The 17,521-nt window shown below is 64.3% G+C and carries 17 protein-coding genes; 6 read left to right on the top strand and 11 right to left on the bottom strand.

What is annotated here, in order from left to right; genetic code table 11:
• Positions 1-110: 110 nt before the first annotated feature.
• A complete protein-coding gene (locus tag M3G14_RS09490; RefSeq protein ID WP_259926291.1) occupies positions 111-749 on the bottom strand; it encodes a 3-oxoacid CoA-transferase subunit B in 639 nt (212 codons plus the stop codon).
• On the bottom strand, positions 750-1,493 hold the full coding sequence (locus M3G14_RS09485; protein ID WP_259926290.1) for a CoA transferase subunit A: 744 nt from the start codon (positions 1,491-1,493) through the stop codon (positions 750-752).
• 150 nt (positions 1,494-1,643) lie between these two features.
• Between M3G14_RS09485 and M3G14_RS09480 the strand changes: the two genes are divergently transcribed.
• The 4 genes from M3G14_RS09480 to M3G14_RS09465 all read left to right on the top strand — a co-directional run bounded on the left by M3G14_RS09480 (position 1,644) and on the right by M3G14_RS09465 (position 5,171).
• Positions 1,644-2,411: an IclR family transcriptional regulator C-terminal domain-containing protein gene (locus M3G14_RS09480; RefSeq protein ID WP_259926289.1), complete on the top strand. Its 768-nt coding sequence runs from the start codon at positions 1,644-1,646 to the stop codon at positions 2,409-2,411.
• A gap of 23 nt (positions 2,412-2,434) precedes the next feature.
• Complete coding sequence (locus M3G14_RS09475; RefSeq protein ID WP_259926288.1) at positions 2,435-3,652, top strand: acetyl-CoA C-acetyltransferase; 1,218 nt, start codon at positions 2,435-2,437, stop codon at positions 3,650-3,652.
• 52 nt (positions 3,653-3,704) lie between these two features.
• Entirely contained in the window at positions 3,705-3,983 is a 279-nt protein-coding gene (locus M3G14_RS09470) for a hypothetical protein (RefSeq protein ID WP_259926287.1), read from the top strand.
• Positions 3,984-4,217: 234 nt separating this feature from the next.
• Positions 4,218-5,171 carry an iron-siderophore ABC transporter substrate-binding protein gene (locus M3G14_RS09465; protein WP_259926286.1) on the top strand — a complete coding sequence of 318 codons (954 nt, stop codon included), beginning with the start codon at positions 4,218-4,220 and terminating at the stop codon, positions 5,169-5,171.
• Between the two features lie 20 nt (positions 5,172-5,191).
• On the opposite strand, the gene M3G14_RS09460 is transcribed toward M3G14_RS09465, so the two are convergent.
• The 5 genes from M3G14_RS09460 to glf are packed head-to-tail and all read right to left on the bottom strand — an operon-like array spanning position 5,192 to position 10,141.
• Positions 5,192-5,962 carry an ABC transporter ATP-binding protein gene (locus tag M3G14_RS09460; RefSeq protein WP_259926285.1) on the bottom strand — a complete coding sequence of 257 codons (771 nt, stop codon included), beginning with the start codon at positions 5,960-5,962 and terminating at the stop codon, positions 5,192-5,194.
• Entirely contained in the window at positions 5,959-6,954 is a 996-nt protein-coding gene (locus tag M3G14_RS09455) for an iron ABC transporter permease (protein ID WP_259926284.1), read from the bottom strand. The genes M3G14_RS09460 and M3G14_RS09455 overlap by 4 nt, the downstream gene beginning before the upstream one ends.
• Complete coding sequence (locus M3G14_RS09450) at positions 6,954-7,976, bottom strand: iron ABC transporter permease (RefSeq protein ID WP_259926283.1); 1,023 nt, start codon at positions 7,974-7,976, stop codon at positions 6,954-6,956. Before M3G14_RS09450 ends, M3G14_RS09455 begins: the two co-directional genes overlap by 1 nt.
• A gap of 12 nt (positions 7,977-7,988) precedes the next feature.
• The gene (locus M3G14_RS09445; RefSeq protein WP_259926282.1) at positions 7,989-8,891 is read right to left on the bottom strand and encodes a siderophore-interacting protein; all 903 of its coding nucleotides are present in this window, start codon (positions 8,889-8,891) and stop codon (positions 7,989-7,991) included.
• 56 nt (positions 8,892-8,947) lie between these two features.
• Complete coding sequence (glf, locus tag M3G14_RS09440; RefSeq protein ID WP_259926281.1) at positions 8,948-10,141, bottom strand: UDP-galactopyranose mutase; 1,194 nt, start codon at positions 10,139-10,141, stop codon at positions 8,948-8,950.
• Positions 10,142-10,289: 148 nt separating this feature from the next.
• On the opposite strand from glf, the gene M3G14_RS09435 reads away from it, so the two are divergent.
• Entirely contained in the window at positions 10,290-12,242 is a 1,953-nt protein-coding gene (locus tag M3G14_RS09435) for an N-acetylmuramoyl-L-alanine amidase (protein WP_259926280.1), read from the top strand.
• 7 nt (positions 12,243-12,249) lie between these two features.
• On the opposite strand, the gene glpK is transcribed toward M3G14_RS09435, so the two are convergent.
• From glpK to serS, 4 genes are read right to left on the bottom strand one after another with little or no spacing between them, the layout of a single operon-like run.
• On the bottom strand, positions 12,250-13,722 hold the full coding sequence (gene glpK / locus M3G14_RS09430; RefSeq protein WP_259926279.1) for a glycerol kinase GlpK: 1,473 nt from the start codon (positions 13,720-13,722) through the stop codon (positions 12,250-12,252).
• A 14-nt stretch (positions 13,723-13,736) separates the two neighbouring features.
• Positions 13,737-14,564, bottom strand: coding sequence for an HAD family hydrolase (locus M3G14_RS09425; protein WP_259926278.1), 828 nt, complete (start codon positions 14,562-14,564; stop codon positions 13,737-13,739).
• Between the two features lie 3 nt (positions 14,565-14,567).
• Entirely contained in the window at positions 14,568-15,425 is an 858-nt protein-coding gene (locus M3G14_RS09420; RefSeq protein ID WP_259926277.1) for a 1-acyl-sn-glycerol-3-phosphate acyltransferase, read from the bottom strand.
• 6 nt (positions 15,426-15,431) lie between these two features.
• Positions 15,432-16,685 carry a serine--tRNA ligase gene (serS, locus tag M3G14_RS09415; protein WP_259926276.1) on the bottom strand — a complete coding sequence of 418 codons (1,254 nt, stop codon included), beginning with the start codon at positions 16,683-16,685 and terminating at the stop codon, positions 15,432-15,434.
• Positions 16,686-16,784: 99 nt separating this feature from the next.
• Between serS and M3G14_RS09410 the strand changes: the two genes are divergently transcribed.
• A complete protein-coding gene (locus M3G14_RS09410; RefSeq protein WP_259926274.1) occupies positions 16,785-17,504 on the top strand; it encodes a GntR family transcriptional regulator in 720 nt (239 codons plus the stop codon).
• Positions 17,505-17,521 lie beyond the last annotated feature (17 nt).

The following is a 17,521-nucleotide window of genomic DNA, read 5'->3' as shown; positions in this document are numbered from 1 at the left end:
TGTCAAGCATTGTGCCAAGCCTACTATCGGAGAAAACAACAGAACGCCCCGCCGACCACGAGAAACGCGGTTGGCGGGGCGTCGAAAATTGCGGGCCCTTAAGGTCGTAGTTACACGGCAACTTCGAAAGGAGCCTCAGTCACCTCACGGACCGACTCGACGGTCTCGCCCGGCGCGACCTCGATCAGGGTGAGCCCCTGCATCGGATCAACCTTGAATACCGCAAGGTTGGTAATGATCAGGTCGACGCACTTCGCACCGGTCAGCGGCAGGCGGCACTCTTCGAGCACCTTGGATGCGCCCTTTTTGGTGGTGTGCTCCATGAGCAGGATGATTTCCTTGGCACCGTGGACCAAGTCCATCGCGCCGCCCATGCCCTTGACCATCTTGCCCGGGATCATCCAGTTCGCCAGGTCACCGTGCTGGGAGACCTCCATCGCGCCGAGGACTGCAACGTCGATCGCGCGGGAACGTATCATGCCGAAAGAATCGGAAGATGAGAAGAAGGAGCCACCGTTAGCCACCGTAATGGTCTCCTTGCCGGCGTTAATCAGCTCTGGGTCCACCTCGTCCTCGTGCGGGTAGGCACCGACGCCGAGAATGCCATTTTCGGAGTGCAGGACAACTTCGATCCCCTCGGGCAGAAATCCCGGGATAAGGGTGGGCATGCCGATACCCAGGTTGACGTACTGACCATCGCGCAGTTCCTTCGCTGCGCGAGCCGCCATTTCTTCGCGGTTCCAGCTCATTTACTTGCTCACCGTCCTAAACTCAATGCCTGTTTCTTGCGGGCCGACCTCCACAACGCGGTCAACATAGATGCCGGGCAGGTCCACCTCTGCCGGGTCAATAGTGTCCACAACTTCTTCTGCCTGCACGATGGTGGTCTTGCCGCAGGCGGCGACGTCGGGGTTGAAGTTGCGCGCTGTCTTGTTAAAGACGAGGTTGCCGTAACGGTCCGCCTTGTGCGCGTGCACGAAGGCAAAGTCCGGGGTCAACGCCTCTTCCAGCACGTACTGCTCGCCGTTAAACTCGCGAATTTCTTTCGGCTTGGAGTATTCAGCGATCGTGCCGTCCGGGTTGTAGCGCACCGGAATCTCGCCGCTGGCCAGCGGGGTACCCACGCCGGCCTTGGTGTAGAAGGCCGGAACGCCAGCGCCGCCGGCGCGCATACGCTCGGCGAGAGTGCCCTGCGGGGTGAACTCGACAGTGAGCTCGCCCTCGAGGTACTGGCGCGCGTACTCCTTATTCGTCCCCAGGTAGGAGCCGATCGAGCGGGCGATCTTGCCATCTTGAAGCAGCAGACCAAGGCCGAAACCGTCGGTCCCGAGGTTGTTGGAGATGATGGTCAACTCACCTGCGCCCTGCTTGCGCAGCGCGTCGATGAGACGGGCAGGGATGCCGACGAGACCGAAGCCGCCGACGGCGATTGAGGCGCCGTCACCGATGTCGGCTACCGCCTCGTCGATGGATGTCACAACTTTGTTCAGCATGACTCCACCCTAGCGAGCGTTCGATGACTGCACAAGGGTTCTCAAAGCGAACATTTTTGGAGTACAGTGGGACACGGCGCACATCACAGCCCCAATGTGCTCCACAACATGGCATAAAAAACCGCCTCTGAACTGCGAAAAGGAGACTCGTTGCAAGTACAAACCGTGCAGTCGTTGGTCCGTGGCCTTGCGGTGATCCGCGCCTTCGACGCCGAGCACCCCCGTCGCACCCTCGCCCAGGTTGCCGACGCAACCGGGCTCGCGCGCGCCACCACGCGCCGCTTCTTGCACACGCTCATCGCCGAGGGCTACGCCGCGACCGACGGCACCGAGTTCTGGCTCACCCCGAAAATGCTGGAGCTGGGCTACGCCTACCTCTCCAGCCTGGGCTTGCCAGCCATCGCGCAGCCGCACCTGGAGGCGCTCTCGCGCACGCTCAACGAGTCTTGCTCCTTGTCCGTGCTCGACGGCACCGACGTGGTCTACGTCGCGCGCTCAGCGGCCAGCCGCATCATGAGCGTGAACATCACCATCGGCACCCGCTTCCCGGCGCACGCCACCTCCATGGGCCGCGTACTGCTCGCCGGGCTTGACGACGCACAGCTAGACGAGCTCCTCGCCGACCCCATCGACCCGATCACGCCGTCAACCATCACCGACCCGGAAACGTTGCGGAGCGCACTGCGCAACATCCGAGACGCCGGCTGGTGTGTGGTGGATCAGGAGCTCGAGGTGGGACTTCGCTCGATCGCCGCACCCGTGCGCGACGCAACGGGCAGTACGGTCGCCGCGGTCAACGTCTCCACCCACGTAGCGGCGCACCCCTACGAGGAGCTCGTGGACGAGCTCTTGCCGCAGCTACTCAGCACCGCCGAGGCAATCACCCGCGATCTCGTGGCCACCCATACCCACATCTAGCCCCCAAAACGGAAGGAATCCCAATGAACCAGCCAGAAATCGTCATCTGCAACCCGAAGCGCACCGCCGTCGGCCGCTACGGCGGCGCCTTCGTCGGCGTCCCTGTCCAGGAACTCGCCGCAACTGTGGTCACCGAGGTGATCAAGGAGGCAGGCATCGAAGGCTCGCTTATCGACGACATCATCCTCGGCCAGGCCTCCCCCAACGGTGCCGCGCCAGCCCTGGGGCGCGTGGTCGCCCTCGACGCGGAGCTGGGCGTTGACGTGCCCGGCATGCAGCTCGACCGCCGCTGCGGCTCCGGCCTGCAGGCAGTGGCCACCGCCGCCGCCCACATCGCCTCCGGCGCGGCCGACCTGATCATCGCCGGCGGTGCCGAGTCCATGTCCAATACCGAGTACACGGTGGACGGCAAGATCCGTTGGGGTGCCAAGGGTGGCAACCTGGAGTTCAAGGACCGCCTGCAGGAGGGCCGCGAGCAGGCCGGCGGCAAGCACCACCCGATCCCGGGCGGCATGATCGAGACCGCCGAGAACCTGCGCGAGGAGTACTCCATCGCCCGCGACCGCCAGGACACACTCGCCGTCAACTCCCACAAGCGCGCCGCCGCGGCCCAGGAGTCAGGCAAGTTCGACGGCGAGATCGTGCCTGTGTCCGTCCCGCAGCGCAAGGGCGACCCGATCGTGGTGGACAAGGACGAGCACATCCGCCCGAACACCTCCACCGAGTCCCTGGCCAAGCTGCGCCCCGTGATGGGCAAGAAGCTTGAAAACGCCACCGTGACCGCAGGTAATGCCTCCGGCCAGAACGACGGTGCCGCCGCCATGATCGTGACCACCCGCGAGAAGGCCGAGGAGCTGGGCCTGACTCCGTCTGCCGTCCTGCGCGGCTGGGCCGTGGCCGGCGTAGCCCCGGAGACGATGGGCATTGGCCCGGTCGCCGCGACCGAGAAGCTCTTTGCCCGCCTCGGCATCTCCTTCGACGACATCGACCTGATCGAGCTCAACGAGGCCTTCGCCGCCCAGGCCCTGGCAGTGCTGGACGCCTGGGGCATCTCCGAGGACGACCCGCGCGTCAACCCGGTCGGCTCCGGCATCTCGCTCGGCCACCCCGTGGGCGCCACCGGCGCCCGCATGTTGGTGACCGCCTCCCACGAGATGCAGCGCACCGACGCCAAGCGTGCCCTGGTGACCATGTGCATCGGCGGTGGCCAGGGCCTGGCTGCGGTGATTGAGAAGGCCTAAAGGGTCGCCGGCGTCCTTGCCGGATGCGCGAAGCGCCGGGATACTCGGTGCCATGAACAATTCCAAGATGGATCTTCTGCTTGGCATCCTGGCGATTGTCGTCGCCGGGCTTGCCGTCGTGTTCCTCTCCGGCTCGATCGGCGTGTTCACTGCGATCGGTGCCGTGCTCGTCGGGGTGGTGCTGTTGATTCGCTCGGCCCAGTCGGAGAGCGACGAGGCACCTGCCGATCCCCTGCATCTGGAAAACCGCGAAGAAGCGGGATTCGACTGGGACGCGCACTACCAGCGCGAGTTCGGCAGCCCCGACGATAACCCGTACAGCCAGCGCTAGCAGTCATATCGCTGCCTGATCTAGAAAACGAGACACGTTGTACGGCTTTCCCTGTGGATGGCCGCTTTCACGACGCTGTACGCGCTGCTCGCACACAGCGACTCGATGTGTGTTGCCCCCGTTCCAAACGCGTAGACAGACATTGCCCATGAGGCAAGGCATGCCTTAGAATACTTTCGTTAGGTTAGGTAAGCCTAACTCGAAATTCTTTAACCATCTACGGAAGGTGCAACCTTGGCTCTCTTTACCTCTCGTCCCTTCAAGGCAATCGCAGCCACTGCCACCGCAGCGTTCATGCTTGCCAGCTGCTCGAGCGGCACGGGCGATCCGACGGCCGCTCCCGAAGCTTCCGGCGCCAACGGGTCAGACGAGCGCATCGTCGCAATGGGTCTCGGCGACGTCGATACGCTTCTTGCCCTGGGCGACCAACCGGTCGGTTATGCCACCTGGGAACAAGAGGGTTCGGGCGATCCCTCCGGACTTGGACCGTGGGCCAAGGACAAGCTCACGGTGGAGCCAAACCCGATCCGTGATACCACCACCGAATTCAGCACCGACACTGCCGAAAAAGTGGCTTCGCTGAACCCGACAAAGATTATCGCAGTCAACAGCGGCCTCGAGGCCGACAAGAAGGCACTGCTCGAACAGATCGCACCGACGACCTTCCACTCGGATGAGTACCAGGATTGGCAGGTGCCTTGGGACGCACAGGTCAAGGAGATCTCCAAGGCCTTAGGCAAAGAGGAAGAGGGCCAAAAACTTATCGACGACGCCGAGCAGGCCTTTGAAGATTTCCGCGAAGCGCACCCCGAGCTGCAGGGCAAAACAGCCGTAATCGGCATGCCCTACGACGGGAAGTTCGGCGTGTACACCTCGGGCGACGGCCGCGGCTCCTTCATTGAAAAGCTTGGCTTCAAGATCCCAGAAAAGTTCAACGGCGATGGTTCCAGCTTCTTCCTCGACTGGTCGCCTGAGAACTACGCCGACTTCAACGACGTGGACTACCTCTTCGTGCTGGACTACTACGGCGCAATCGATGCGCTAAAGAACGACGAGAATTTCATGGACCTTGATGTCAACAAGCGTGGCGGACTCTACTGGCTCGACACCGATACAGCCAACGCAATGAGCATGCCAAACCCCCTCTCTATCCCGTACGCAGTCGAGCAAATCGAAGAGCAACTCTAAGCCTCGCGGGGACGCAGCGTCTACCGGGGAACGACCAGTGGGCCACCGCTCACTGGGTCCGACGCCACGACTGCCGGCAGATCAAAAACGCTGTTCAGCAAAGTCTCCGTGACCACCTCGGCAGGCGCACCGACCGCACGAACCTCGCCACGCCGCATCACGATGAGCTGATCCGAGTAGCGTGCGGCGAGGTTCAAATCATGCAACACCATAAGCACAGTTCGCCCCTCCTGATCAGCGAGTCGACGTACAAGCGACAAGACCTCGACGGAGTGGGACAAGTCGAGGTACGTCGTCGGCTCGTCCAAAAACACGAGCGGAGTGTCCTGGGCCAAGACCATCGCGATCCAGGCACGCTGGCGCTGTCCGCCAGAAAGCCGCTCGAGCTGACGATCTGCAAACTCTGCAATATTGGTCAGTTCCATCACTGCATCAACCGCACGCGCATCCTCCGCAGAGGCCTGTCGTAGCCAGGACTGATGCGGGTGGCGTCCGCGGCTGACCAAGTCACGGACCGTCAGCCCCTCGGGGGCGACAGGTGTCTGTGGCAGTACTGCAAGCTGACGCGCAATCTCTCGCCGCTTCATTTTCGACGTGTCCACGCCGTTCAGCGTTACCGTGCCGCCATCGCGCGCAATAAGCCCAGCGGTAGCTCGCAACAGCGTTGACTTACCGCAACCGTTGGGTCCGATGATTGTGGTGACGCCGCCTTGGGGCACGTCGAGATCAATGCCGTCAACGATGACGGAAGCCCCATAACTCACCTTGAGATTTCGAACCTGAAGCATCATACGGACACCTTTCGTGTTGCGCGTAGCAGTGTGTAGAGCAGCACTGCGCCACCAATCGCAGTTGTAGCTATGCCCACCGGCAATTTCCCGGGCACCAGGGTGCGCACTGCTAAGTCAGCGCCAGTCACAATCGCCGCGCCAGCGAGCATCGCTGTTCCTAAAGGCGGCGTTGCTGCTTGTGTGATCTTGCGTCCGATCTGTGGCGCAACAAACGCCACGAAAGCTATCGGGCCAGACGCCGCGACGGCCACCGATGCCAGCACTACAGCCATGAGCATGAGGATGAGTTGCATATGCCGGGGCTCCACCCCGAGGCCAGCAGCCGTATCTTCACCGAGCGAGAGCGCCTGCAGATTGAAGGCTACCCAGCGCAAGAGTGGAACGACGACTGCCAACGCAAGAAGTACGGCGAGGGCATCGCGCCAGCTAGCAGAACCCACCGAGCCAGTGACCCACGCCTGCGCCTTGCCCACGTCACGATAATCGGCGCGAACGAGTAGGAACGAGGTGTAAGCCATCGCGAGTGCATTGATGATGATCCCGGCAAAGACAAGCTGGAAAGAGCCAAGCCCCGCACCACGACTCAGCCACCAGATTGCCGCAGACACTGCCAATCCACCGAGGAACGCACTGAGCGGGACCCCCAGAAGATGCAGCAGCATTCCGGAGCTTCCACCAGCAAGTAACGCAGTCAACGCGAAAGCGGAGGCACCCGAGGTGACGCCCAGAATGTCTGGGCTCGCCAATGGATTCCTCGTGATGGTCTGGAAGATCGCCCCCGCAAATCCCAGCGCAGCTCCTACTCCCAAAGCTGTCACTACCCGCGGCAGACGCCACTCAATAATCACCGTACGAGCCAATTCCGTGGTTTGGCCCATGAGCGCAGAAACAATATCCCGGACCGTAAGCTCGAAGTCTCCGACCATGACACCCCCAAGGGCCGCGGCGAGAGCCAACACCGCAAGGACACCATTCGTCACGAAAACCCGCATCACAGTTTCGCCCCTTTACGCAAGAGGTACAGGGCGAACGGGGCACCAACAAAGGCGAGCGTGATACCCACCTGCAATTCGCCGGGCCGTGCGATGACGCGGCCAATGACGTCGGCAAGCAAGAGTAGCGAGGCCCCAGCCAGCGCGGAGCAGGGCAGCACCCAGCGGTAATCGGGCCCGGTGAAGGCGCGCACAAGGTGCGGAACAACCAGGCCAACGAACCCGATTGGGCCCGCCCCAGCCACCGCGGCGCCAGTCAGCAATGCGACCAAGACGATGCCCACGGCTCGCGAGAGGGGGACTCTCACACCAAGTGCGCTTGCCACGTCGTCTCCCAAGTTCAGGAGGTTCACCCTGTTTGCCGTGGCGAAGGCCCCCACTAGTCCGAGGAGAATGACCGGGGCAAGCACCGCGACCACCTGCATGTCGCGCCCAGCGATAGCGCCCGCCGTCCAAAACCGCATCTCGTTGAGGCTTTGCGTATTCGTCAGCACGATGCCACTGGTAAACGCACTACAGACCGCGCCCAGCGCAGAACCACCGAGCACGACCATGATCGGGCTCGATCCCAGGCTCCTCATGCTGAGTACGAACACGAGAGCCACCGCGAGTATTGCGCCGAGGAAGCCCACCCCAACAGTGCCCAATACCGTCATGGAGCCGTGAAAGGAAATGGCTGCCGCCACTGCGAGCGCCGCACCGGGCCCTACGCCCAGCAGGTTTGTGTCTGCGAGCGGGTTGCGGGTGTGGCCCTGCAGCAGCGCCCCCGCTGTACCTAGCGCTGCCCCTACCAACAGGCCGAGCAGGGTGCGCGGAACTCGAAGTTGTGCGATGATCTTCGCCTCGTCGCTGGCCGCCTCGAGTTGTTCGGTGCCTCCCGAGAACGCCAGCGTGATTCCGTCGCGAACCGCGCTCACCGTTGCCGCGAACCCCATTTCGCGCGCCCCGAACAGAAGCGACACTAATGCTGCGCACACGGTGGAAGCCGCAAGGAAAGCGACAAGCCCTACACGTTTATTCACACTGCAACCCCGTTATCGCCAGTACCCCATAAACGACACGTGGTGGCGAGGCACACCCGCCTCCTTCACCAGGAGCCGCCGCATCGCCGTCACTGCCGTGTTCTTCCCCGCGATCCAGTAATAGGTATGCCCTGCAGCATCCGAAGCGGGGGCGATAGATTCACCACCGCTGGAGTACGTGGGTGTCTCCCAGACCATGTCGAGGAGGGCCTCATCAACTGGCTCTAGTTTTCCAGCTCCCGAAGATACTGAGGCACAGCGGGATGCGACATCGTCTTGCAGTTGTGCACGCAGTAAATCCCCGTGGTCGACGTCGTGGTGTTCGCGGAAGTGCCAGCGGACGTCGACCTGCGCAGGGGCGTCGATGGGCAAGTGGTTGCCGGCCGGTACCTCAATGTCAGCAGACCCGGCGAGGCCCCCGGGCCAATCCTCCAAGATGCGGGCTATTGCTGGAAGCGCGGTTTCGTCACCATAGAGGCATGCCATTGCTGCAGACCCCGGATTGAATTCGATGCCAACACCGGAATCATCGTCGCGGGTCGGCCCAATTATCAGGAGCTGCTGGCCAGGTTGCGCGTCCTCCGCCCATGCCGAGGCGGGGCCGGGGTTGTCACTGTGCAGAACAAAGTCCACATCTATTTCATCAGGGCCGTCGGCGCATCGTCGGAGCTCTCGAATCGAGTAGGTACGGAGGTGCCCGCGCGCGTGCTCCGGCATCGCACGCCACGCGTCCCACCATCCTTCCTCTGGGAGGTTGAGCATTCCGCTGGCAGACGGGATCAGCAGCTTGATGCGCAAATCCCTGATGGGTACGGCAGGCCCCATTGCATCGACCCCGGTGAACGTCACTCGTTGGAAATTCGGCGCGACGCGTTCACTACGGAGGACGGTTGCAAGAAAAGGCCTAAAACTCACCCTGCAGACTATATAGGATTGCCTTACCTAAAGGAATACTGCGGGGTGCCGGACCCTTAGTGCCCGCGCGCCTGGTTCAGCGCCTCCCCGTCCTCAAAGTGGGGGCGCAGGTGGTTATCAAACAGGGAAAGGGCCGCGCCGATAGCCATGTGCATGTCCAGGTACTGGTAGGTGCCCAGGCGGCCGCCGAAAAGGACCTTGTTCTCGCGGGATTCTTCAGCGGCGAGCTCGCGGTACTTCTTTAGCTTCTCGCGGTCCTCGGGCGTGTTGATTGGGTAGTAGACCTCGTCGCCGTCCTCGGCGAAGCGGGAGTACTCCTTCACGATCACGGTCTTATCGGCAGGATAGCTATCCTGCCGTTCCGGGTGGAAGTGGCGGAACTCGTGGATGCGGGTGTACGGCACGTCCGCGTCGTTGTAATTCATCACCGGGGTGCCCTGGAAGTCGCCGGTCTCCAGCACTTCGCGCTCGAAGTCGAGGGTGCGCCAGCCGAGGTGCCCCTCGGCGTAGTTGAAGTACTGGTCGACCGGGCCGGTGTAGACCACGGGGGCGTCCGGGGATTCGGCGCGCAGCTCGTCGCGGACGTCGAAGTAGTCGGTGGACAGGCGGACGTCGATAAGCTCATGCTCCGCCATCTTCTCCAACCAGGCAGCGTAGCCGTCGACCGGCAAGCCTTCGTAGGTGTCGTTGAAGTAGCGGTTGTTGAAGGTGTAGCGAACAGGCAGGCGCGAGATGATCTCCGGCGGCAGCTCGGTGGGGTCGGTCTGCCACTGCTTGGCGGTGTAGTGCTTCACAAAGGCCTCGTAGAGCGGCTTGCCGATCAGCGCGATGCCGCGCTCCTCCAGGTTGGTGGCGGCCTCAGGGTCCTTGCCTTCGCGCTGCTCCTCAATGAGCTTGCGGGCCTCGTCCGGCGAGTAGTAGCGGCCGAAGAACTGGTTGATCAGGCCGAGCCCCATCGGGAACTGGTAGGCGGTGCCGTCGTGCATGGCGAAGACGCGGTGCTGGTAGTCGGTGAACTCGGTAAACCGGTTCACGTACTCCCACACCCGCTTATTAGAGGTGTGGAAGAGGTGCGCGCCGTACTTGTGCACCTCAATGCCGGTGTCGGGGTCCTTTTCCGAGTAGGCGTTGCCGCCGAGATGCTCGCGCTTCTCGACGATCAGCACGCGTTTGCCCAGCTCACTCGCGGCCTGCTCGGCCACGGTCAACCCAAAGAATCCGGATCCGACAACGATGAGGTCATAAGTCATGGCCTCAATCTTTCCACATATACGCGGCCTGAGCCCGCCCCACGACACGCCGAAAGTCTCAAGACTTACTTTAGACTTGAACTTCCTCTACACTGCACAACAGATAACTTTCTTCACATTTGCCCCAGCAATATCCAGGAGTCCTCCCGTGTACCAACGTAAACGCTTGAACAGGGCGTCCACCCGGACCGCGCCCTGGCGTACCGCAATCCTGGCCGCACTTCTGACCGTGGCAATGGTCGCCACGGCCGCGTTCAGCGGCGACCACATCCTGCGAGTGCAATCCGTCGGCGGCCCGGACAAAGAGGTGTACACCGATACCGCCTCGTTCGCATCGGGCAACGACACCACGGTGAACGACGCCGCCGTCAAGACCCAGGGCGGCGAGAAGGAAGTCCGCCGCGTGGTCAAGGAATTCTCGCGCGACCGCGAGTTCACCATGTTCGGCCTGACCTGGAAGGGCGACCGCGACGTGGTCGCCTACGTGCGCGCACAAAAGGCAGACGGCTCCTGGTCCGAGTGGTACGAGATGGACCACGCCGACAACACTGGTAGCGACACCTTCGGCACCGAGCCGATCTTCGTCGAGCCCACCAAGCGCATCCAGGTTTCCACGGGCAACGTGGACCTGCTCGACGGCGGGCGCACCGACTCCAACGCGCCGACCACCGCAAAGGACATCGAGGCCGTCTTCCTCGACGGCGGCACCGGTAACTCCGGCGGCATCGCCCCGGCTGCGGACTCCTACACCCGAGGCATGCCCAAGGTGGTCTCCCGCGCGCAGTGGGGCGCAGGCGCATCGTCGAACCCCACCTACACCGAGCCCGTGACTGCGGCGACGGTCCACCACACCGCCGGCTCCAACAACTACACCGAGGCGCAGGCCCCCGGCATCGTGCGCGGCATCTGGACGTACCACGCGCGGAACCTGGGTTGGGGCGACATCGGCTACAACGCGCTGGTGGATAAGTACGGCAACATCTACGAGGGCCGCGCAGGCGGCCTGGACCGCGCCGTGGAGGGTGCCCACGTCGGCGGGTTCAACCAGAACACGTGGGGCGTGTCCATGCTGGGCAACTATGAAACCGCCACCCCCACCACCGCTAGTGTGAACGCGATGGGCGAGATCATCGGCTGGAAGGCGGCCGTGGCTGGCTTTGACCCGATGGGCTCGAACTACCACTACGCCGACTTCAACTTCCGCGGCTCCCGCTACTCGGCAGGCCAGGGCGCGATGTTCCCCAACATCAACGCGCACCGCGACTTCCACTACAACGCCTGCCCGGGCCAGAACCTCTACAACCGGATGGGCGACATCCGCCGCGTAGCCAACACCAAGTACCAAAGCCTCGGTGGTTCCCGCGGGCCTGGCGGAATCGTCGACTCCCTTTTGGGCGGCACCACCGGCACCGATACGGACAACCAAGATGTGGAAGCCACCGACACCACCGTCGGCGACCTCTCCTCCGCCCTAGGCTCGAGCGGCAGCGACACGGAAACTGACACGGTAGTCAACGAGGACGGCACCACCACAACCGTGGTCCGCCCCGCCGAAGGCACCAAGACCAGCGGCATCTCGCTGTCCGGTCTCGCTTCCGGCGACGCCGTGGCGATCGCTGCCGCGGCCGGCACCCTGCTCGGCCTGGTTATCCTGTACGCCAACTCCCGCGGCATGCTGCCCGGCGGCGCAAAGTCGGTCGCCGGCATGGAGCTCATACCTGGCCTGACGGTTCAGCAGATCACCCCGTATATCGGCCCGGCGCTGCAAACGATTGGCAAGCAGGACCTAGCCAACGTGTGGTACCAGTTCGAGCCGACGCTCGGCGCGCTCGTCGCCGGAGTTGGCGGCCCACAGGTCGGCGGCCGCACCTACGCCTTTTACAAGAGCGGCATCGGCATTCAGGATCGCCAGGGCCAGATCTTCACCCTCGCGGGCAAGATTGCCGACGCCTGGCTGCAGCAGGGCATGGACGCTGGCCCGCTCGGTATGCCGACGTCACGCGAGCGCACGCTTGGTGACGGCACCGCTGTCGTCACCTTCCAGGGCGGCACCATTACCTACAATCCGGTGCACAACGCGGTGCACATCACGACCAACTAAGCAGCGATTAGGCCAGATCGTAGGAGCGACGCACCGCGTCCTCCCACCGCGCCACAAGCCGGTCCCTTTCGGGGCCGGCCCACGTGTTTTTCCAGGTGGTGGTCTCGCCGAGCGACAACGGGGCGTCGATAAGCCCGCACCCAATGGCTGCCGCTGAGGCGGCCCCCATCACGGTGGTTTCCGTGTTCGCCGGGCGCTGCACGTCGATGCCAAGGATGTCGGCCTGCATCTGCATGAGCAGATCGTTGGTGGTCATCCCGCCGTCGACGCGCAGCGCGCTCGGCTCGCCACCCATTGCGCACACGACCTCGCGCGCCTGCAGGCAGGTGGCCTCGAGCGCGGCGCGGGCGATGTGGCGGCGATCCACAAAGCGGGTCAGGCCGGTAATCACGCCGCGGGCGTCCGGGCGCCAGCGCGGGGCGAACAGGCCGGAAAAGGCCGGGACGATGACTACCCCGCCCGAGGTGTCCACCTGGGCCGCGAGGGTCTCCGACTCGGCCGCGGTGCGCAGCATCCCGAGCTGGTCGCGCAGCCACTGGATCAGCGAACCGCCGACGGCCACCGAGCCCTCCTGCGCGTAAACGGGGGCTTCGCCCTCGATCTGGTAGGCCACCGTGGTCAGCAGACCGCGGTTGCTAATTCGCGGCTGCTCGCCGGTGTTGAGCAGCATGAATAGGCCGGTGCCGTAGGTCATCTTCGCCTGGTTCTCCGCCAGGCACCCCTGCCCGAACAGGGCCGCCTGCTGGTCGCCCAGCACGCCCGTGATTGGCACGCCCGCGAGCGGCCCGCGGCGGCGCACGGTGCCAAAGCGGCTCACCGAGGGACGAATCTCCGGCAGGATCTGCTCCGGCACCCCAAACTCGCGGCAGAGATTCGGGTCCCACTCGAGGGTACGCAGATCCATCAGCAGGGTGCGCGACGCGTTGGTCACGTCTGTGACGTGCACGGCGTTGTCCGGCTCGTGGGCGCCGCCGGTGAGATTCCAGATCAGCCAGGTGTCGATCGTCCCGGCGAGCAGCTCCCCGGCCTCGGCGCGCTCGCGGGCGCCGTCCACGTGGTCCAAAATCCATGCCCACTTCGGGCCCGCAGGATAAGAGTTGTGCAACAGGCCCGTGCGATCCAGGTAGGCGTCCTGGGCGGAGCCGGTCCCCGGGGCCGGGTTGGTGCGCGTGTCCTGCCACACGATCGCGCGATGGATCGGGGCACCCGTCGCCTTTTCCCAGATCACGGCCGTTTCGCGTTGGTTGGTCAGGCCGAGGGCGGCGATGTCTGCTTCCGCGATGTCGGCGTCGGCAAGCGCCTCGCTCAGCGCGCGGCGGGTGTTGCGCCAAATCTCCAGCGCATCGTGCTCTACCCAGCCCTCGCGCGGCAGGTGCTGGGTGTGCTCGAACTGTGCTTGGGCGACGACGCCACCGTCGGTGTCGGTGATCACCACGCGGGTGGAGGTTGTGCCCTGGTCAATGGCCGCAATGAGAGACATGCCGCCAATTGTATTTAGAACCAGTGCTCCAGCACCTGCGCCACCCCATCCTCCTCGTTGGAGGCGGTGACATCGTCTGCGGCGTCCAACAGGGCGGGCGCAGCGTTCGCCATCGCCACGCCCATCCCGGCCCAGGCGAGCATCTCCAGGTCGTTAGGCATGTCCCCGAACGCCACGACCTGCGAGGGGTCGATGCCGTACTCGGCTGCCAGCACCGACGCGCCGCTGGCCTTATTGATGCCGGGGTGCGAGAGCTCAATGAGCCCCTCGTCCATGGAGTAAGTCAGGTGCGCGTCCTCCGGTTCGATCACCTGGGCGAGCAGGTCGAACATTTCCGCGGACTGCAGCTGAGGCGCGCGGACCAAAAGCTTCGCCGCGGGCTGCGCGGTGATCTCGGCAACAGTGCCGACGCCAAAGGCGGTGTCCCAAGCGTCCCGGTTGTACTCGGGCGTGGTGAGGAAGCACTCCTCCTCCGGGTCGAGCGCGCTCTGGCCCACGCGCTCCACTCCGTAACCGTGCTGGATCTGCAAGGGACGCAGCGTCTCGTCGATCGCTTCGACGACGCGCGCCATGGTATCCGGCGCCAGTTCGAAGGAGCGCAGCACCGTGTCCTCGACCGGGTCGTAGACTACCGCGCCGTTGGCGCAAACGCAGGCGGGTGCGATCGGCAGTTGGTCCAAGACCGGGAGCAGCCAGCGGTGCGGCCGGCCCGTGGCCAGGGCGAACTTTGCTCCCGAGCGCACCGCGCGGACCACCACGTCGCGCAGCCTCGGAGTCACCCGGCCAGCCGGGGTGATAAAGGTGCCGTCGATGTCGCTGATGATGAGCTGGGGAGCGTGCATGGGTTAGGTGCCTTTCTTCGCTTGCTTTGCAGCCTTCTTCGCCTTGCGCTGCGCGCGTTCACGTTCATAGAGCTCGGCCGCCTCTTCCAGCGTGGGGGCACCGCCGCCCAGAGATGCCGGCACCCACTTGTCACCGGGGGCAAAGGGGCCGAATTCCTCTTCGTACTCGGCGCGGGACTGCTCGAGCATGGCCTGCATCGCCTGCTTCAGACGGCGGGTGTCTTCCTCCGCATCGCCGGAAACCTCGACCGGGGCGCCGTAACGCACGATCACCGGCACGCCGCGCAGCTGTTTCGGCAGGTCCTTCGTCCAGATCCGGTGCGAACCCCAGATCACGCAGGGGATCAGCGGCGCATCTGCCTGCGCCGCAATGCGCGCCGCGCCGGTTTTGAAGTCTGCCAATTCGAAGGAGCGCGAGATGGTGCCTTCCGGGAAGATGCCAACGAGGTACCCGTCGCGAACGTTGCGCACCGCCGCATCGACTGACGACGCCCCGTTTTCCCGATCCACCGGCACGTGCTTCATCGCGCGCAGGATGCGCCCGAGCACGGGTTTTTCAAACACGCTTTGCTTGGCCATAAAGCGCACGAGGCGCTCGCCGTGTACCAACGGACCGGTGCCGGTGAGCATAAAGTCGTAGTAACCGGTGTGGTTACCGGCGATGACCGCCCCGCCGCGGGCGGGGATGTGCTCTGCGCCCTCGATGCGCACGCTGATGCGCTGTAGCTGCAACAGCCGCTTAAACAGGCGCACTGTGAAGGGGTAAAGCCGTTCCTTTGACTCCTCCGGGTGCGCGGCAGGCTGCGTGAAGGCCGCCGGTACCAGCAGGCCGTGCAGCTTCTTCATGGCGCGGGAGGTCATGCTCATCTACGCCTCAAGCACTTCCTTGCCCACCCACGGCTGTAGCGCAGCCGGCACGCGGACGGAACCGTCGGCTTGCTGGTTGTTCTCCAGGATGGCCACCAGCCAGCGGGTGGTGGCCAGGGTGCCGTTGAGTGTGGCGGCAGTCTGGGTCTTGCCGTTTTCGTCGCGGTAGCGGATGTTCAAGCGGCGCGCCTGGAAGGTGGTGCAGTTCGAGGTAGAGGTCAGCTCACGGTAGGTGTTTTGCGAGGGCACCCACGCCTCGGTGTCAAACTTGCGGGCTGCCGAAGAGCCAAGGTCGCCCGCGGCGACGTCGATGATGCGGTAGGGCACCTCTACTGCGGCGAGCATCTCGCGCTCCAGGCTGAGCAGCTTCTGGTGCATTTCCTCGGCGTCTTCCGGCTTGCAGTAGGCAAACATCTCGAGCTTGTCGAACTGGTGGACGCGCAGAATACCCCTGGTGTCCTTGCCGTAGGAGCCCGCCTCGCGGCGGAAGCAGGAGGACCAGCCGGCGTACAGCAGCGGGCCGTTATCCAGGTCAATAATCTCGTCCTGGTGCAGCCCGGCAAGCGCCACCTCAGAGGTACCGACCAGGTACATGTCGTCGCGCTCGAGGTAGTAGATCTCCTCATCGTGCTCGTCGAGAAAGCCGGTACCCTGCATGATCTCCGGACGCACCAGCACCGGCGGGATCATCACCTTGAACCCCGCCTCGCGCGCCTTCTGCGCGGCCAGCATGAGCATGCCCAGCTGCATCCAGGCGCCGTCGCCGGCCAGGTAGTAGAAGCGGGCGCCGCCGATCTTGGTGCCGCGCTTCATATCAATAATGCCGAGCCCCTCACCCAGGTCGAGGTGATCCTTGACCTCAAAGTCGAACTCCGGCACCTCCCCAACGTGCTCAAGGACGACGAAGTCCTCCTCGCCGCCGGCGGGCGCGCCCTGGATCGGGTTGGGGATCTTGTACTGCAGCTCGTTGACCTTCGCTTCGGCCTCCGCCTGCGCGGCTTCCGCCGCCTTCACGCGCGCCTTCAGCTCGTTGGAGCCCTCCAGCAGGGCGGGGCGTTCCTCCGGGGAGGCCTGGCCGATCTTTTTGCCAAAGGCCTTCTGCTCGCCGCGCAATTCGTCGGCGGCCTGGATGGCGCTGCGGCGCTGCTCATCGGCAGCGATGAGCTGATCTACTAAGGCCGGGTCCTCGCCGCGGGCGGTTTGGGACTGGCGGACAACGTCAGGGTTTTCGCGCAGAAACTTCAGATCAATCACAAATGCTTACTCTACCTTGTCGCTTACGCCCGCGGCCGCCTCTGTCGACTCCGTACAAAAGCGGTGGACTGGTCATAACCACCGGAGTAGGGTGGAAGTATGATCACCGACGGCCCAATCCCAAAGCACGCCCAGCTGCGGGCGCTTTTGGAGCGCCGCTGCGCCGAGGAACTCGCCCCCGGCGATCTGTTACCCGGGGAGCGCACCCTGGAGGAGGAATACGGGGTCTCGCGCATCACGGTGCGCCGCGCCATCGGGGATCTCGTCGCCGCCGGCAAGCTGCGCCGGGTGCGCGGCAAGGGCACATTCGTCGCCCCCTCTCCCCTGGTCAGCCGGCTGCACCTGGCCAGCTTCTCGGAGGAGATGGCGCAGCAGCGGGTGCACGCGGCGTCGGAAATCTTGCGGGCCGCCACCGCACCACCCCCGCCGCAGGTCGCCGCGTTTTTCGGCACGCCGCCAGAAACCCCGCACATCCAGCTGCGCCGCCTGCGACTGGGCGACGGTGAGCCCTACGCGGTCGACCACGCCTGGTACAACGCGCAGCTCGTGCCGGATCTGTTGGCGCACAACGTGGAGCAGTCGGTGTATTCGCTGCTGGAAACCCGCTACGGCTTGCCCATCACCGAGGCCGAGCAGACCGTCACCGCCGCCAGCGCCACCGAGGCCAACGCCCCGCTTCTCGACGTCGCGCCTGGCACCGCGCTGCTCCACATCGCGAGGTTCGCGCGCAGCGGGGCCCACGCGGTGGAGTACTGCGCCTCCCTGTACCGTTCGGACCGCTACTGGCTGACCACGCGCGTTGGACGCGAGTCCGCGTGACGGGAATAGTATAGGGG

It is taken from the genome of Corynebacterium sp. p3-SID1056, assembly GCF_025152525.1.
GTDB lineage: Bacteria > Actinomycetota > Actinomycetes > Mycobacteriales > Mycobacteriaceae > Corynebacterium.
This window is presented reverse-complemented; position numbering and strand designations above follow the sequence as displayed.

Bases quoted from the DNA above. Each gene is read 5' to 3' on its own strand.
- glf (WP_259926281.1), bottom strand. From the start codon at position 10,141: ATGACTTATGACCTCATCGTTGTCGGATCCGGATTCTTTGGGTTGACC.
- glpK (WP_259926279.1), bottom strand. From the start codon at position 13,722: ATGTCTCTCATTGCGGCCATTGACCAGGGCACAACCTCCACCCGCGTG.
- M3G14_RS09460 (WP_259926285.1), bottom strand. From the start codon at position 5,962: ATGATGCTTCAGGTTCGAAATCTCAAGGTGAGTTATGGGGCTTCCGTC.
- M3G14_RS09425 (WP_259926278.1), bottom strand. From the start codon at position 14,564: ATGCACGCTCCCCAGCTCATCATCAGCGACATCGACGGCACCTTTATC.
- M3G14_RS09470 (WP_259926287.1), top strand. From the start codon at position 3,705: ATGAACAATTCCAAGATGGATCTTCTGCTTGGCATCCTGGCGATTGTC.
- M3G14_RS09490 (WP_259926291.1), bottom strand. From the start codon at position 749: ATGAGCTGGAACCGCGAAGAAATGGCGGCTCGCGCAGCGAAGGAACTG.
- M3G14_RS09485 (WP_259926290.1), bottom strand. From the start codon at position 1,493: ATGCTGAACAAAGTTGTGACATCCATCGACGAGGCGGTAGCCGACATC.
- M3G14_RS09410 (WP_259926274.1), top strand. From the start codon at position 16,785: ATGATCACCGACGGCCCAATCCCAAAGCACGCCCAGCTGCGGGCGCTT.
- M3G14_RS09420 (WP_259926277.1), bottom strand. From the start codon at position 15,425: ATGACCTCCCGCGCCATGAAGAAGCTGCACGGCCTGCTGGTACCGGCG.
- M3G14_RS09475 (WP_259926288.1), top strand. From the start codon at position 2,435: ATGAACCAGCCAGAAATCGTCATCTGCAACCCGAAGCGCACCGCCGTC.
- M3G14_RS09455 (WP_259926284.1), bottom strand. From the start codon at position 6,954: ATGCGGGTTTTCGTGACGAATGGTGTCCTTGCGGTGTTGGCTCTCGCC.